Below are 12,356 nucleotides of genomic sequence, written 5' to 3'. Positions count from 1 at the left end.
GCACTGATTAACGATGGCAAATCTGCGAGGTGGCGAGATGACGATCACTGCGCCTGGCAAACCCATGGGAACCCGCGATGATCAACCAGCCCTCCTGCTCTGCCCCGCTCCTGCAAACCGGCGAAACGGTGGTGCTCTTCGATGGCACCTGCAAGCTGTGTAACGGGTGGGCGAAATTCATCATTCAACATGACCGTCCGGGCCGGATTCTCCTCGCGACGGTGCAATCATCCCAAGGCCAGGCGCTGCTCAAATGGGCCGGGCTGCCAACCGATCAATTCAACACCGTGGTGCTGATTACTGACGACCGGTTCTTCGTTCGCTCTGACGCGATGTTCGAAATCCTCGCTCGCTTGCCGCCGCCGTGGCCCTGGCTCAGGGTAGCGAAATGTGTTCCGCGCAAGGTCCGCGACTGGATGTACGACAAAGTCGCGCTGAATCGCTACCGTCTGTTCGGCAGGTACGACAGCAGCCGCACGCCGCCCTCCGACCACCCGAAACGCTTTCTGAGACGGTAAGCGCCTTTTGGCAACCTCGTAAGCATGCTTGATGGTCAAAGCGTGCTCTCAGTCCGCGGCGCAGGCCGTCAATTACCGTTGAGACCCGCGTCCCGGGTGAGCAAGCGCTTCTTCCACTCGTTTTCGAGCTTGGTCATTTGTTTTTCACCGGTATGTTTGTCTGCAATTTCCAGGATCGAAAAGTAGAAGCCGTTGCTGAAGATCGCGCCCTTTGCTTTCTCAAGTGCTTTAAGCCTGACATTGCCACCGTGCCCTCCGTGAGCATACGTCGCCCATCGAGACCAAATGCCGTCCTCTCCCGTCGCGCTTCCTACGTAAAGCATGTGGTGCTCACGATCCGAGATGAGGTACACACCTGCAACGCTGCTCAAGGCAGCTTTCCAGGATTCAAGTTGTTCTTTGACGATCACCTTCAGGGTGCTGTGGCTGATATCGACAGCCTTGAAACCGGGGAAGTCGCCTACGGTCAGGCGTTTGGGGCGAATGGAATGAACTCGCATGTCCGGGACGACTTTGTCTGCATAGACATAAGCTTGGCGGCCGGCGCGTGCGTACTCGAGGATCAGCCTGCCCTCGAGTTCTTCGAACCCTTCAAGGTGGCGGTAGGTGTATTGCCACTTGGTTCTTTTGCCTTCCGGCCTGGCCTTTGGCACCAACTGGTCGTAGACGCCCGCAAAGAGCCAACGCTTCGTGCCAGGGATCTGGATCAGGCTGATCAAATACTGACGGCTGAAATTTTTGGCATTCTGATAGGACTGCCACCTGTCGAATGTGCCCGCGATAAACTGATCGATAGGCTCTTCAACTTGGTTGAATCCGGCCAGATGGAGCTTGGCTTTTTTCAAGTCGAGCTCGGGCATGCAATGCCGCAACAAGGTTATAAACACGCGTCAGATTCCATTCAGTCGTGGGAAATCGCCAGCGCTCCGGGGAGGATGACGCCGGCTTTCTATCAAGAAGGATTACGGCTGGACGCCTTTGATCTTCTCAAGTCGCATCTGGTAACCGTTGCCTGGCTGGGTGACAGTCTCCGTCTCAACGGTCTGGACGACCCGGCCTTCCCCATCCTTGGTGACAGTGATGCTTTTGCTGTAAGCCGTCTGGACACAGCCAGAGAGCGCGGTGACCGCCAGCAGCAGACATGCGATGTTCAGTTTCATGCATTGATTCCATATCAAATTTGGGCGGCGCAGCTTACAACCAGTTATGGCCATGTGCCACATGAAAGTGAGTTTCGGTGCGGGATGACTACCGGAATAGAAGAGCTGGACAGCGTCAGGCTCAGGATCGTTGTCGGCAGTTAGTGGTTAAGCAGCGTTCATGCACCTAGCCACTTATTGCGCCCGAGAGCACGGGTGGATCTGTTCCGGGCCCAACGTGGTCGATGCTCAGTCAGGCCACGCATCTGGGCGCAAGAACCGCTGTTGCGCCCTGCACTCAAGCTCCCTCTCCTCACACCACCGCTGCGGCAACCGTTCTGGAGCGCCAGGCGAAGGCCAGTACCATCAGCAGTCCCAGCGCCGCCATGGCGGCGCCGGCCAGGGAGATTGCCGGGTATCCCAGGCCGGCATTGATCACCGCGCCACCCAGCGCTGCACCGATGGCGTTGCCGAGGTTGAAGGCGCCGATGTTCACCGCCGATGCCAGGTTGGGCGCGTCTTTGGCCGCTTCCATGACGCGCATCTGCAGTGGCGGCACCAGAGCGAAGCTGGCGATACCCCAGATCAGGATCGCCACGGCGGCGGGCAGCGGCCATTGCATGAGCACCGTGAACGCCAGCAGGACGAGGATCAGCACGCTCAGTGAGACGATCAGCGTCCGGTCGATCGAGCGATCTGCAGCCTTGCCGCCCCAGACGTTGCCCAGCGTCAAGCCCACGCCGAACAGCACCAGCATCGCCGTGATGAAAGCGGTGGACGCGTGGGCCTCGCTGCTGAGGATCGGCGCGATGTAGGTGAATACGGTAAACATTGCCCCCGAGCCCACCACCGTCAGGGCCAAGGCGCCCAACACCGGGCCGCGGCCCAGCACACGGATTTCAGCCAGTGCACCGACGCTCTGCGGCAAGCGCAGGTTGGGCAGCGCGAACCACAACGCAGTCATCGCGATCACGCCCAGGCCGGTGATGCCCCAGAACGCCGTGCGCCAGCCGAACAATTCGCCAAACCAGGCGGCGAGCGGCACCCCGCCGATCGTTGCGACGGTCAGCCCCATGAACATGGCGGCCACTGCCCCGGCGCGTTTTTCCGGGGCGACGACGCTGGCAGCGACAATGGAACCTACGCCAAAAAACGCTCCGTGATTGAGGGAGGTCACCACCCTGGCGACCATGAGGCTGTAGTAATCGGTCGCCAGTGCGGACATCAGATTTCCGAGGGTAAAGATCGCCATGAGTCCGATCAGCAGATAACGCCGCGGAATCCGGCCGGTGGTCAGGGTCATCAGCGGCGCGCCGAGCAACACGCCCAAGGCGTAGGCGCTGACCAGCAGCCCCGCGGCAGGAATGGAAACGCCGAGATCGGCAGCGATGCCCGGCAACATGCCCATGGGGGCGAACTCGGTGACGCCGATGCCGAAGGCACCCATGGCGAGTGCGACAAGTGGTGGATTGATACGCATGGAAGGCTCCTTATCTATGCCGCTAATGCTACGATCCAGCGTCTGAAGCCGGTAGACGGCATTTTTGGCAATCACCTTTGCGCGAGGAGCACGAATGGACGTCAACGGCAGGTCAGGTGAAATGGCTGTGTTCGCCACCGTGGCGCAGGAAGGCAGCCTCTCCGCCGCTGCACGCGCACTGGGCCTGACACCCTCGGCCATCAGCCGGATCATCGCGCGTACCGAGCAGCGCCTCGGCACCCGCCTGCTGCTGCGCACGACCCGGGCGATCACTTTCACCGCCGAAGGCGAAGCCTTTCTACGCGGCGCCATGCGCATCCTCGCCGACATGGCGGAAGTCGAAGAAGCCATCGCCGACCAAGGCGTTCCAAAAGGCAGGTTGCGGGTCAGCGCCGCCCTCGGTCATGGGCGGACGGCGATCGTTCCATTGGTGGCAGCGTTCAGCGCCCGTTACCCGAACATCGTCGTCGACCTGACACTCGGCGATGAGGTAGTGGACATTCTCGGCGGTCAGGCCGACGTGGCGGTCCGCTTCGGGCATCTGCCCGACAGTCCGCTGACCGCGCGACGAATCGGCGATACCGGCCAGGTGGTCGTGGCATCGCCTGATTATCTGCAGCGCCACGGCATCCCCGAAGAGCCGGAAGACCTGCTGCGCCACAACTGCTTGCGCTTCAATTTCCGGCGTGCCGAACCCAACTGGCCGTTCATGCGCGACGGAAAAGAGTTTTCCCTCCAGGTCAGCGGCAACATCGAATGCAGCAGCGGCGAAGCGCTCGCGCAGCTTGCGCGAGTCGGCGCCGGCATTGCGCGCATCGGCCGTTTCACCGTCAGTGAAGACCTGCAACGCGGCGATCTGCTGCCGCTTCTGGAAAGCTGGAACCCCGGCGATCAGGAGCCCATTCATGCCGTGTTCGTCGGGGGTGCGACGATGCCGGCGCGGGTTCGGTTGTTCGTGGATTTTCTGGTGGAGCATCACCGGATTTAGAGCGGCCGTCTAACGGGTCAGCTGATCGCCGGAAGCGGAACCACTTTCTCCTATCAGGCGGCGCGTGATAGCCCTGCCTGCCGCTTGCCGTGGAAGCGGTGGACTGGCATTCCACTCAGGCCTGCAGCCTGTCGCGCACAAATTCGATAAAACGCTGAGTCTTGGCCGGGAGCAATCGCGTTTCGGTCAGGGCATACACCGAGACCGGTGACGCTTGCCATTGCACCAGGATCCGTCGCAGTTTCCCGTCCGCCACGTCCTGAGCGGCAATACCTTCGGGCAGCAACGTAATGCCCAGCCCTAACGAGGCCAGGCGCCTCAGCATGCCCACGCTGTTGAGTTGAAAGCGCCCGCCAACATCGACCTGCTGCGTTTCACCGCCACCGGAAAGCGTCCAGCGATCCGAGTCTGGCCCGCGCAGCCGCAGGCATTCGTGACCGCTCAAGTCCGAAGGCGACTGCGGCTCACCCGACGTTTGCAGATAGTGAGGTGAGGCGTAGAGAAAGCGTTGAATACTCGCCAGCTTCCGCGCGATGAGATTGGAGTTCGCAGGCTCTCCCATGCGGATGACTACGTCCACCGGCTCACTGACCAGATCCACCTGACGCGGGGTGAGATCGAAGTCAAAACTGATGCCGGGATAGAGCTGGGCGAACTCGGCGATGAGCGGCGCCAGATAGACGTTGGCAAAATCCACGGGAAGCGACGCCCGCAGCAAGCCGCTCGGCCGAGCCAGCATTTCGCCGAGTTGCTCATGGGCCAGTCTTGCCTCGTCGACGATCCGTTTACAGCGTTCGTAGTAGAGCTGCCCCGCCTCGGTCAGCTCAATCTTCCGAGTTGTACGTTGCAACAGGCGAAGACCAATGGCCTTCTCCAGGCCGCTGATACGGCGCGAAAGCGTGGAGTTCGGCATGTTCAGCGCTTCGGCAGCTCGCCGAAAACTGCGCACTTTTACAACCTCGACAAACAACGCCATGTCATTGAGATATTCCAACACATTGCTCCATCAGCGGATCAGTCAATTCAGTTTACCCGGGTTTATCCCGGATTCGGATTGATCAATCATAGCCACATCACCTCTGAGGAGCACCGCAATGAACTCTCTTTTTTCTGAAGTCAAGGTAGGCCGCTACACGCTTTCCAACCGCATGGTCATGGCGCCGATGACTCGCTCCCGCTCTGACGATGCGGGCGTGCCATCCGATCTGGTCACCACTTACTACTTCCAGCGCGCTTCTGCCGGTCTCATCATCAGCGAAGGCGTGTTCCCCGTTGCCATGGGCAAGGGCTACGTCCGCACGCCGGGTATCGAAACCGCCGAGCAAGTGGCGGCCTGGAAGAAAGTCACCAACGCCGTGCACGCTCGTGGCGGTCGCATCTTCATGCAGTTGATGCATTGTGGTCGCGTGTCCCACCCTTCGCTGCTGCCGGACGGCGCACAACCGCAGGCGCCATCAGCGATCAAGGCAGCGGGTCAGACCTACACCGCGACCGGGTTGCAGGACTTTGTCACCCCGCATGCGCTGACCGTTGCCGAGATTGCAGACGTGGTCGCGGGGTATCGCAACGCTGCACGTCTGGCGATTGAAGCGGGCTTCGACGGCGTCGAATTGCATGCCGCGTCCGGCTATCTGCCTGAGCAGTTTCTTTCCACCGGCAGCAACCAGCGCGACGATCAATACGGCGGTTCCGTGGAAAATCGCGCCCGCTTCGTGCTGGAAGTGCTCGCCGCGATGGTCGCCGAGGTGGGCGGTGATCGCGTCGGTATCAAGATTTCGCCGGAGATGAACTTCAACGACATCGCTGATGCAAACCCGCAGGAGACGTACACCTATCTCGTTACGCAATTGCGCGACCTGAAGCTGGCGTACCTGCACGTTGCCCTGTTCGGTGCCCAGTTTGACTACCACAGTGCGCTGCGCCCGCTGTTCAACGGCAGCTACCTGATCGGCAGTGGCCAGACCAAGGAAAGTGCCGAGTCGCTGATCGCGGAGAAGAAAGCAGACGCGGTTGTATTCGGGGGCGCCTTTCTCGCTAACCCTGACCTTCCTGAGCGTTTCCGCGCCGATGCCGACCTGAACGCCCCGAACAAAGACCTCTTCTACGCCCCTGGCGCTGAAGGCTATATCGACTACCCCGCCCTGACAGAAAGGGCCTGAGGAGAAGGTCATGTTATCCAGTGCACGTTTGCAGCGCATGAACCATGGCAGCCAATTCAGGGCCTTCAACCTGCGGGGCGACCAGTACGCAAAACCTATTGATCCATTCCTCGGTGTCGATCACGCCTGGATCAGCGGGCCGACGTTTCCACCGCACCCTCATGCCGGTTTTTCGGCAGTCTCCTACCTGTTTCTGGACTCGGAAACAGGCATCGACAATCGCGACTCCCTGGGCAACCGCAACGTGATTCAGCCCGGTGGACTGCACTGGACGGCAGCGGGGCAAGGCATCGTGCACGAGGAAGTTCCGGCTGAACCCGGCAAGACAGTCCACATGCTTCAGATCTTCATCAATCTGCCAGAGCCGAAACAGGACGCTGCGCCGTTTGCATTGAGTCTCGAAGCTCAAGACGTGCCTGTCATCTATAAATCTGGAGCAAAGATTCGTGTGCCGCTGGGCAGCTTTGAGGGAGCTGTCTCCCCTCTGACGGTGCCTACAGACGTACGCCTTCTGGACATCTCGCTTGAAGATGGCGGGGAAGTCTTGATTTCTGTTCCAGAGGGCCATGTCGCTTTTGTCATGCCAATTGACGGGGCGATATCTGTGGACGACCAGTCTTTTGATCTGACTGAGCCCAAAGCGGCAGTGAATCTGCCCCAGACCGCAGATCGATTGGTGAAGCTGGCTGCAAAGAAAGGTAACGCCAAGGCGGTCATGTTTTCGGGTGTGCCTTTGAATCAGCCGGTTTTTTGGCAAGGGCCGCTGGCACTTGCCTCCGCCGACGCGCTGGTCAAAGCCGTCACCGGCTACCAACGCGGCGCATTCGGAAAGCTGCACAGCGTGAACTGATACAGACAATCCCCAACCGGGGCGATCCACCCCACACAATCGCCGGGAGAATCACCATGACGTACGAGAAATTCAGTGCCGACAATGCGGCGCTTCTGCTGATCGACCACCAGGTCGGCACCATGGGCTGGGCTAAATCCATGCCGTTCGAAGAACTCAAACGCAATGCGCTCATGCTCGCCAAGGCCGCTCGTATCCTCAAGCTCCCTGTGTTGCTGACTTCCAGCATGGAAGAGCACGCCCAAGGGCCTTTGCTGAGCGAACTGGAAGAGATCCTTCCGACCGAATACGCCGGTCGCATCAAACGCCTGGGCATCGTCAATGCCATGGACGATGAAAACTTCGCCAATGCGGTGCACGCTACCGGCCGCAAGAAACTCATCATCGCTGGCGTGACCAACGATGTCTGCACGGTCTATCCAGCGCTGTCGCTGGTACGCGATGGTTTCGAGGTTCAGGTCGTGGCTGACGGTGGTGCTTCCCCTACCAAAATGGCTGACGACATTGCCTTGCGGCGTATGGATAAGGCCGGTGTGACCCTCACTACGACCAACCAGCTGATCGCCGAATTGGCAGGCAGCTGGGCTACGCCGGAGGGCGGTCAGTTGGTTCAAGTGTTGATGGAAGCATTTGGCGACTGATCCGCCATGGCAACCCGAGGCGCTGTCGGATCGCGCCGGTCTAGCGACTCGGCCTCGTGTCCTGGCTATACGTGCTGGATGGCGAGGTGAGCGTGGGTGAACACTCGCTTGGCAAAGGCGACGGCGTAAGCTCCGCGCGGGCACCGCTGCCCTCCATCCAGGCGGAGGGGGACAGCTCGCTCGTGCTGTTTCTGGTCGACATGACAGCGCCCTATTCCCTGGCCGGAACCATCAGCGGTACTTGATCAATGGCTGCGGACGTAGAGATCACCATCGGCAGTTGGCTGGCCGTTCGGTAGACGCGTAACGTTCAGCCTGCCGTGACCAGCGGAATCCAGATGTCGACGTGGCCCTTTCCTTGTGAGGGGTCAAAATCCGGGCTGTACTGCTCGAATTCAGGCGCGTCCGCGAGCACATAGCTGGATTCAGGCAGCCAATGGTTGAAGACGGTGAAGAAGGTCTGATGGATCGTCGAGATATGGCCCAGGTGGCGAAAGACGGCGTAGTACTGTTCCTGGACGCGGAAATGCCGGAAGTGCGGCGGCAGATCGTTGATCGCAGACACTTCGACGCCTGCGATGTATTCGAAGCTTCCATCTTCGCCAGGATTACAACAAAGCCCGTAGCTCGTGCCATCCATTTGGCCTGCCAGGTTGCCCAGATGAGGAATCAGCGCTTGCCACAGGCCGACGATGCCCTCGTTCTTTTCAAAGGTAAACCGATCGCCCAGGCCTGCAATCAGGAAGCTTGATCTGCTTTCGAAACGGGGTTCGGACAATGTCACCGGTTTCATCTCTTTCATGCGCAATGGCTCCACCAGCCGAAGGTCATGCCCGTTCTCGCGGGCGCGTTTGGGCGTGACACCGAACTGCTCGCTGAACGCGCGAGTAAAAGCTTCATGGGAGCCATAGCCGGCATCCAGTGCCACCTGCAGGATGTCAGGCACTCCCTGGCGTAATGCCAGGGCCGCCTGAGTCAGTCGACGAGCGCGTACATATTTCATGACCGGCCACCCCGTCGACAGTGCGAAGAGACGGGACATTGCGAAAGGAGAGATCTTACAGTGGCGTGACACCTTTCCCAGATCCAGCTGCGAGCCCAGTTCACGCTCGATGAACCACAAGGCGCTTTCCACATTCCTCATAACCATGCTCCCTGAACAATGGGGATGAGGTTATCAAATCAGGGATTCAGTATTTGATCGGTCTTGCACTTTCCGGGACGAAGCGCAGGACGGTTCGGTCAGCTCGCGCCGAGGCGCTTCACCGACTGAATATCGGCCCTCGGAGGCGCGCCGAATGCGCGTTTATATTCGCGGTTGAATTGATGCACGCTTTCATAACCCACATGATAGGCAGCGGTCGCCGTGTCGATGTCCTGGGACAGCAGCAGCCTTCTGGCCTCGTGCAGACGGAGATTCTTCTGGAATTGCAACGGGCTCATGGAGGTCAGCGCCCTGAAGCGATGGTGCAGGCTCGACTCGGCCATTGAGCAAAGCTCAGCCAGTTCGGCGATGCGCAGTGGCGCGGCGTAATGTCGATGCAGCCACTCGACGGCCTTGCTGGCTTTATTGCCTTGCGTGCCCAGCAATGCGGTTTGCTGCACGCGCTGGCTTGCAGGGCCTGTCAGCAGGTAATACAACAGTTCCCGCTTGGCCAGGTTTTCGAGAAAAACGTTGGCGCAGGGGGCGACGGCAATATTGATCAGCCGCTCCATGACTTCGAACAACCGGCGATCGGCAGGCCCAAAAGCCTGGGCCGTGCCGCCCTGGGGGTAGTGATCGTGGATGGCGATCTCAGCGATGACGCTCCTGATCATCGCCATGTCCAGGTTGAGAAGCACCGAAACGTAGGGGCGCTCCTCGCTCGCTTCGACCACCTCCGTCATCGTCGGCAGCCCCACCGACGTCAGAAAGAACAATGACTCATCGTAGTAATGGGTCATCTGTCCCAGGAATATGTGCTTGCGCCCCTGCATGATCATCGCAAGCGAGGGCTCGTAGACGAACGAGGTCACCGGAACCGGGGCTGTGCGTTGAATCAGAGTCAGGCCCGAGACGGTTGTGTCACGCTCTTGCTGGCCGTCGAGGTAACTGACGATGGTCGCGGCGATTCGGGAGCGAACCGCCGAAGTGTCCTCCTGACAATGCGTTGCCTGATGTGGGGTCATGCCCGTGTCTCCCGAGGCCTTCACAAGCGGTACTTTCTTTAGAGTGCCGAGAGACGGCGCGACGAGCAAATTTTCCTCGCCTGTGAAGGCAACCCGCAAGCCGGCGCATGTGACGGCCTGTGCCTGATCCAACTCAGGATTGATCGGTCGGACGGATGACGATTTCGTTGATGGCGACCCGGCGTGGCTGGGTGGCGATGAACAGCGCCGCGTTGGCCACGTCTTCAGCATGCAGCCGCTCGACCTCGCCGAACATCGAGGTAAACCCTTCCCACTGGCCTGACTTCTGCTCGAACAACTCTGTGGCGGTCGCGCCGGGTTCGATCACCGAGAAGCGCACGGACTGTCGGGTGAACTCCTGTCGCCACGCCTCTGTTGCCGCCGTGACCGCGAACTTCGTGGCGTTGTAGACCGCCACCTGCGCAGCGGCAACGCGCCCTGCGACGGACGAGATATTGATCACGTCGACCGCCGATCGCGGGCTGGTCGCGACGGCAGCAACGAGGTGCGGCAGCGCGGCTTTGGTGATGTAGACCAGGCCACGCAAGTTGATGTCGATCATCTGATCCCATTCGTGCAGAGGCGACTCGATCGACGGCCCGTTGAGCATCAGGCCGGCAGCGTTGACCAGCGTGTCGAGCCGGCCGAACGCCTCGATCGTGCGTTCGACGACTTGCGCGGCATCCGCACTGGACGTGAGGTCCGCCGGGATGCTGAGCGCGGTGCCGCCTGCATCGCGAAGCTTGCCCGCCAACGCGTCAAGTCGGTCGGCACGCCGCCCCACCAATGCCACGCTTGCACCCGTGCCGGAAAGCGCCAGGGCAATTGCCTGACCTATCCCGCTCGACGCCCCCGTCACGAGCGCCACCGTATTTGCCCGTTTATCTGTCATCGTGTCTGACCCTGCGCCGCCCTGCGACGTCCATCAAGTGAGAGGAAGCCAGCGACCTTGCGCTGGCTGCTCAATCAATGATGGCGTCGAGGTGATTGCGGGGGTGATCCCGATCCTGCTCGATGTTTGCTCATAACTCTGAGGCGCGGCACGCGCGCAGGCGGGATCAGGCAGGCAGACGGTGCTGCCGGGCAGCCTATGCTCCGTTGAAAAAAGCGGCGCCTTCGAGGTGGTAGACCTGCGGTTCTGCCGAGAAGTAATCCTCCAGCCCCCGCATGAACCGCTGATGATCTTCACTCTCTTCGAAACCTGGCGAGTGATCCTCGAGTGACCGCCATTGCACGATCAGATTGAAGTGTTCAGGGCGCTCGATCCCTTGGGCGAGCAGGTGACCGATGTAGCCCTTGGCACGCGTGAGCAACGGCGCGACCTCGGCGAAAGCATGCCTGAACGTGTCGATGCGATCAGGGTGAACGGGGAGCAAAGCGATCTCGTAAATCATGGTGTTCCTCGATATCGATTCAGGTGGATGAAGGGCTGCATTCACGCGATGAGCGACGGCTCGACAGCAATCGCGATCTTGCCTTGAACACCGTGATTCGGGCTTTCCAACCGGGCATGGGCGAGCGCGATGTCGGCAAGCGGGTAGACCTCGCCCACTTGGGGCCGCAGCTGGCCGCGCTCCACCAGTGCGCTCAACTCATCGAGCTTGCCGCGATGCTGCCGGGTGAACACGAAGTGATAACTCGCGTTCTTGCCCCACGCCTGAATCAGATTCTGCGGCTGAGCGATGTCCACGATCGAGACCACGCGGCCTAGCTGTGCAAGCGCGTCGGGGCTGCGCGACAAGGTGTTGCCGCCGATGGTGTCGAACACGACATCGACGCCGTGGCCTGAGGTTTCCCGCAGAACGGCATCGACGTAATCTTCCTTCTCGTAATCGATGATCACATCCGCCCCTGCAGTGCGGACGAATTCAGCGTTGGCCTGGCGCACCGTCGTAAACACTCTGGCGCCCATGGCCTTGGCCAGCTGGATCGCCACGTGGCCCACGCCTCCCGCGCCGCCGTGTATCAGAACGCTCTCCCCTGCCTTCAGCGCCGCACGCACGACCAGCGCTTCCCACGCCGTACCGCCCACCAGGCTCAGACTCGCCGCCTCGAGGTGGCTGAGGGAGGCAGGTTTCTTGCCGATGATGCTTTCAGCGGCAACGTGGTATTCGGCATAGCTGCCTGCCCCGTCGAAGATTTGCGGGGTGTACCAGACTTCGTCGCCCGGGACGAACGCCGTCACGCCCGGACCGACCGCCTCGACCACGCCGGATACGTCGTGCCCGGTGATGGCCGGCAGCGGAACCAGATCGGGATAGTCGCCGCGTCGAACCTGATAATCCAGCGGATTGACGGAGGTTGCATGCACCCGCACAAGCACCTGCCCGGCCTGGGGCACTGGCTTGGGCACATCGCACAGCTCGAACGAGGCCGGCCCGCCGAATGAGTTAAGCACCATCGCTTTCATCA

Annotated in this window: 15 protein-coding genes; 6 read left to right on the top strand and 9 right to left on the bottom strand. The window is 60.5% G+C overall.

The features are described 5' to 3' along the window. The first annotated feature begins 77 nt into the window (after window positions 1–77). Window positions 78–518 (top strand): thiol-disulfide oxidoreductase DCC family protein, encoded by a 441-nt coding sequence (locus QRN36_RS14640; protein WP_285424693.1) that lies wholly within the window; start codon window positions 78–80, stop codon window positions 516–518. 68 nt (window positions 519–586) lie between these two features. Here the strand turns inward: QRN36_RS14640 and QRN36_RS14635 are convergent, their stop codons facing one another. From QRN36_RS14635 to QRN36_RS14625, 3 genes are all read right to left on the bottom strand, one after another. Next, a complete protein-coding gene (locus QRN36_RS14635) occupies window positions 587–1,378 on the bottom strand; it encodes a GIY-YIG nuclease family protein (protein ID WP_285424692.1) in 792 nt (263 codons plus the stop codon). A 102-nt stretch (window positions 1,379–1,480) separates the two neighbouring features. Continuing rightward, window positions 1,481–1,678, bottom strand: coding sequence for a hypothetical protein (locus QRN36_RS14630; protein WP_285424818.1), 198 nt, complete (start codon window positions 1,676–1,678; stop codon window positions 1,481–1,483). 292 nt (window positions 1,679–1,970) lie between these two features. Continuing rightward, a complete protein-coding gene (locus tag QRN36_RS14625; protein ID WP_285424691.1) occupies window positions 1,971–3,137 on the bottom strand; it encodes an MFS transporter in 1,167 nt (388 codons plus the stop codon). A 94-nt stretch (window positions 3,138–3,231) separates the two neighbouring features. Here QRN36_RS14625 and QRN36_RS14620 point away from each other — a divergent pair, with 94 nt between their 5' ends. Continuing rightward, on the top strand, window positions 3,232–4,125 hold the full coding sequence (locus tag QRN36_RS14620) for a LysR family transcriptional regulator (protein ID WP_285424690.1): 894 nt from the start codon (window positions 3,232–3,234) through the stop codon (window positions 4,123–4,125). A 115-nt stretch (window positions 4,126–4,240) separates the two neighbouring features. On the opposite strand, the gene QRN36_RS14615 is transcribed toward QRN36_RS14620, so the two are convergent. Then, window positions 4,241–5,119, bottom strand: coding sequence for a LysR family transcriptional regulator (locus QRN36_RS14615; RefSeq protein ID WP_285424689.1), 879 nt, complete (start codon window positions 5,117–5,119; stop codon window positions 4,241–4,243). 100 nt (window positions 5,120–5,219) lie between these two features. Here QRN36_RS14615 and QRN36_RS14610 point away from each other — a divergent pair, with 100 nt between their 5' ends. Genes QRN36_RS14610 through QRN36_RS14595 form a run of 4 tightly spaced genes read left to right on the top strand, consistent with a single transcriptional unit; the run spans window position 5,220 to window position 8,020 of the window. Further along, the gene (locus QRN36_RS14610; RefSeq protein ID WP_285424688.1) at window positions 5,220–6,284 is read left to right on the top strand and encodes an alkene reductase; all 1,065 of its coding nucleotides are present in this window, start codon (window positions 5,220–5,222) and stop codon (window positions 6,282–6,284) included. A 10-nt stretch (window positions 6,285–6,294) separates the two neighbouring features. After that, entirely contained in the window at window positions 6,295–7,134 is an 840-nt protein-coding gene (locus tag QRN36_RS14605) for a pirin family protein (RefSeq protein WP_285424687.1), read from the top strand. Window positions 7,135–7,190: 56 nt separating this feature from the next. Next, the gene (locus QRN36_RS14600) at window positions 7,191–7,775 is read left to right on the top strand and encodes an isochorismatase family protein (protein ID WP_285424686.1); all 585 of its coding nucleotides are present in this window, start codon (window positions 7,191–7,193) and stop codon (window positions 7,773–7,775) included. 56 nt (window positions 7,776–7,831) lie between these two features. Then, window positions 7,832–8,020 carry a hypothetical protein gene (locus tag QRN36_RS14595; protein WP_285424685.1) on the top strand — a complete coding sequence of 63 codons (189 nt, stop codon included), beginning with the start codon at window positions 7,832–7,834 and terminating at the stop codon, window positions 8,018–8,020. 65 nt (window positions 8,021–8,085) lie between these two features. Here the strand turns inward: QRN36_RS14595 and QRN36_RS14590 are convergent, their stop codons facing one another. The 5 genes from QRN36_RS14590 to QRN36_RS14570 form a co-directional block, all read right to left on the bottom strand. Then, window positions 8,086–8,919, bottom strand: coding sequence for an AraC family transcriptional regulator (locus QRN36_RS14590; RefSeq protein WP_285424684.1), 834 nt, complete (start codon window positions 8,917–8,919; stop codon window positions 8,086–8,088). A 98-nt stretch (window positions 8,920–9,017) separates the two neighbouring features. Next, on the bottom strand, window positions 9,018–10,175 hold the full coding sequence (locus tag QRN36_RS14585; RefSeq protein ID WP_285424683.1) for an AraC family transcriptional regulator: 1,158 nt from the start codon (window positions 10,173–10,175) through the stop codon (window positions 9,018–9,020). Next, on the bottom strand, window positions 10,078–10,836 hold the full coding sequence (locus tag QRN36_RS14580) for an SDR family oxidoreductase (protein ID WP_285424682.1): 759 nt from the start codon (window positions 10,834–10,836) through the stop codon (window positions 10,078–10,080). The genes QRN36_RS14585 and QRN36_RS14580 overlap by 98 nt, the downstream gene beginning before the upstream one ends. Window positions 10,837–11,032: 196 nt before the next feature. Next, window positions 11,033–11,338 carry an antibiotic biosynthesis monooxygenase gene (locus tag QRN36_RS14575; protein WP_285424681.1) on the bottom strand — a complete coding sequence of 102 codons (306 nt, stop codon included), beginning with the start codon at window positions 11,336–11,338 and terminating at the stop codon, window positions 11,033–11,035. A 41-nt stretch (window positions 11,339–11,379) separates the two neighbouring features. Beyond that, a complete protein-coding gene (locus QRN36_RS14570) occupies window positions 11,380–12,354 on the bottom strand; it encodes a zinc-dependent alcohol dehydrogenase family protein (RefSeq protein ID WP_285424680.1) in 975 nt (324 codons plus the stop codon). Window positions 12,355–12,356: the final 2 nt, after the last annotated feature.

Source organism: Pseudomonas sp. efr-133-TYG-103a (assembly GCF_030209235.1).
GTDB lineage: Bacteria > Pseudomonadota > Gammaproteobacteria > Pseudomonadales > Pseudomonadaceae > Aquipseudomonas.
The sequence above is the reverse complement of the archived record's forward strand: the minus strand, read 5'-3'. Positions and strand labels throughout refer to the sequence as shown.

Bases quoted from the DNA above. Each gene is read 5' to 3' on its own strand.
- QRN36_RS14640 (WP_285424693.1), top strand. From the start codon at position 78: ATGATCAACCAGCCCTCCTGCTCTGCCCCGCTCCTGCAAACCGGCGAA.
- QRN36_RS14635 (WP_285424692.1), bottom strand. From the start codon at position 1,378: ATGCCCGAGCTCGACTTGAAAAAAGCCAAGCTCCATCTGGCCGGATTC.
- QRN36_RS14630 (WP_285424818.1), bottom strand. From the start codon at position 1,678: ATGAAACTGAACATCGCATGTCTGCTGCTGGCGGTCACCGCGCTCTCT.
- QRN36_RS14625 (WP_285424691.1), bottom strand. From the start codon at position 3,137: ATGCGTATCAATCCACCACTTGTCGCACTCGCCATGGGTGCCTTCGGC.
- QRN36_RS14620 (WP_285424690.1), top strand. From the start codon at position 3,232: ATGGACGTCAACGGCAGGTCAGGTGAAATGGCTGTGTTCGCCACCGTG.
- QRN36_RS14610 (WP_285424688.1), top strand. From the start codon at position 5,220: ATGAACTCTCTTTTTTCTGAAGTCAAGGTAGGCCGCTACACGCTTTCC.
- QRN36_RS14605 (WP_285424687.1), top strand. From the start codon at position 6,295: ATGTTATCCAGTGCACGTTTGCAGCGCATGAACCATGGCAGCCAATTC.
- QRN36_RS14600 (WP_285424686.1), top strand. From the start codon at position 7,191: ATGACGTACGAGAAATTCAGTGCCGACAATGCGGCGCTTCTGCTGATC.
- QRN36_RS14590 (WP_285424684.1), bottom strand. From the start codon at position 8,919: ATGAGGAATGTGGAAAGCGCCTTGTGGTTCATCGAGCGTGAACTGGGC.
- QRN36_RS14585 (WP_285424683.1), bottom strand. From the start codon at position 10,175: ATGCTGAAGACGTGGCCAACGCGGCGCTGTTCATCGCCACCCAGCCAC.
- QRN36_RS14580 (WP_285424682.1), bottom strand. From the start codon at position 10,836: ATGACAGATAAACGGGCAAATACGGTGGCGCTCGTGACGGGGGCGTCG.
- QRN36_RS14575 (WP_285424681.1), bottom strand. From the start codon at position 11,338: ATGATTTACGAGATCGCTTTGCTCCCCGTTCACCCTGATCGCATCGAC.
- QRN36_RS14570 (WP_285424680.1), bottom strand. From the start codon at position 12,354: ATGAAAGCGATGGTGCTTAACTCATTCGGCGGGCCGGCCTCGTTCGAG.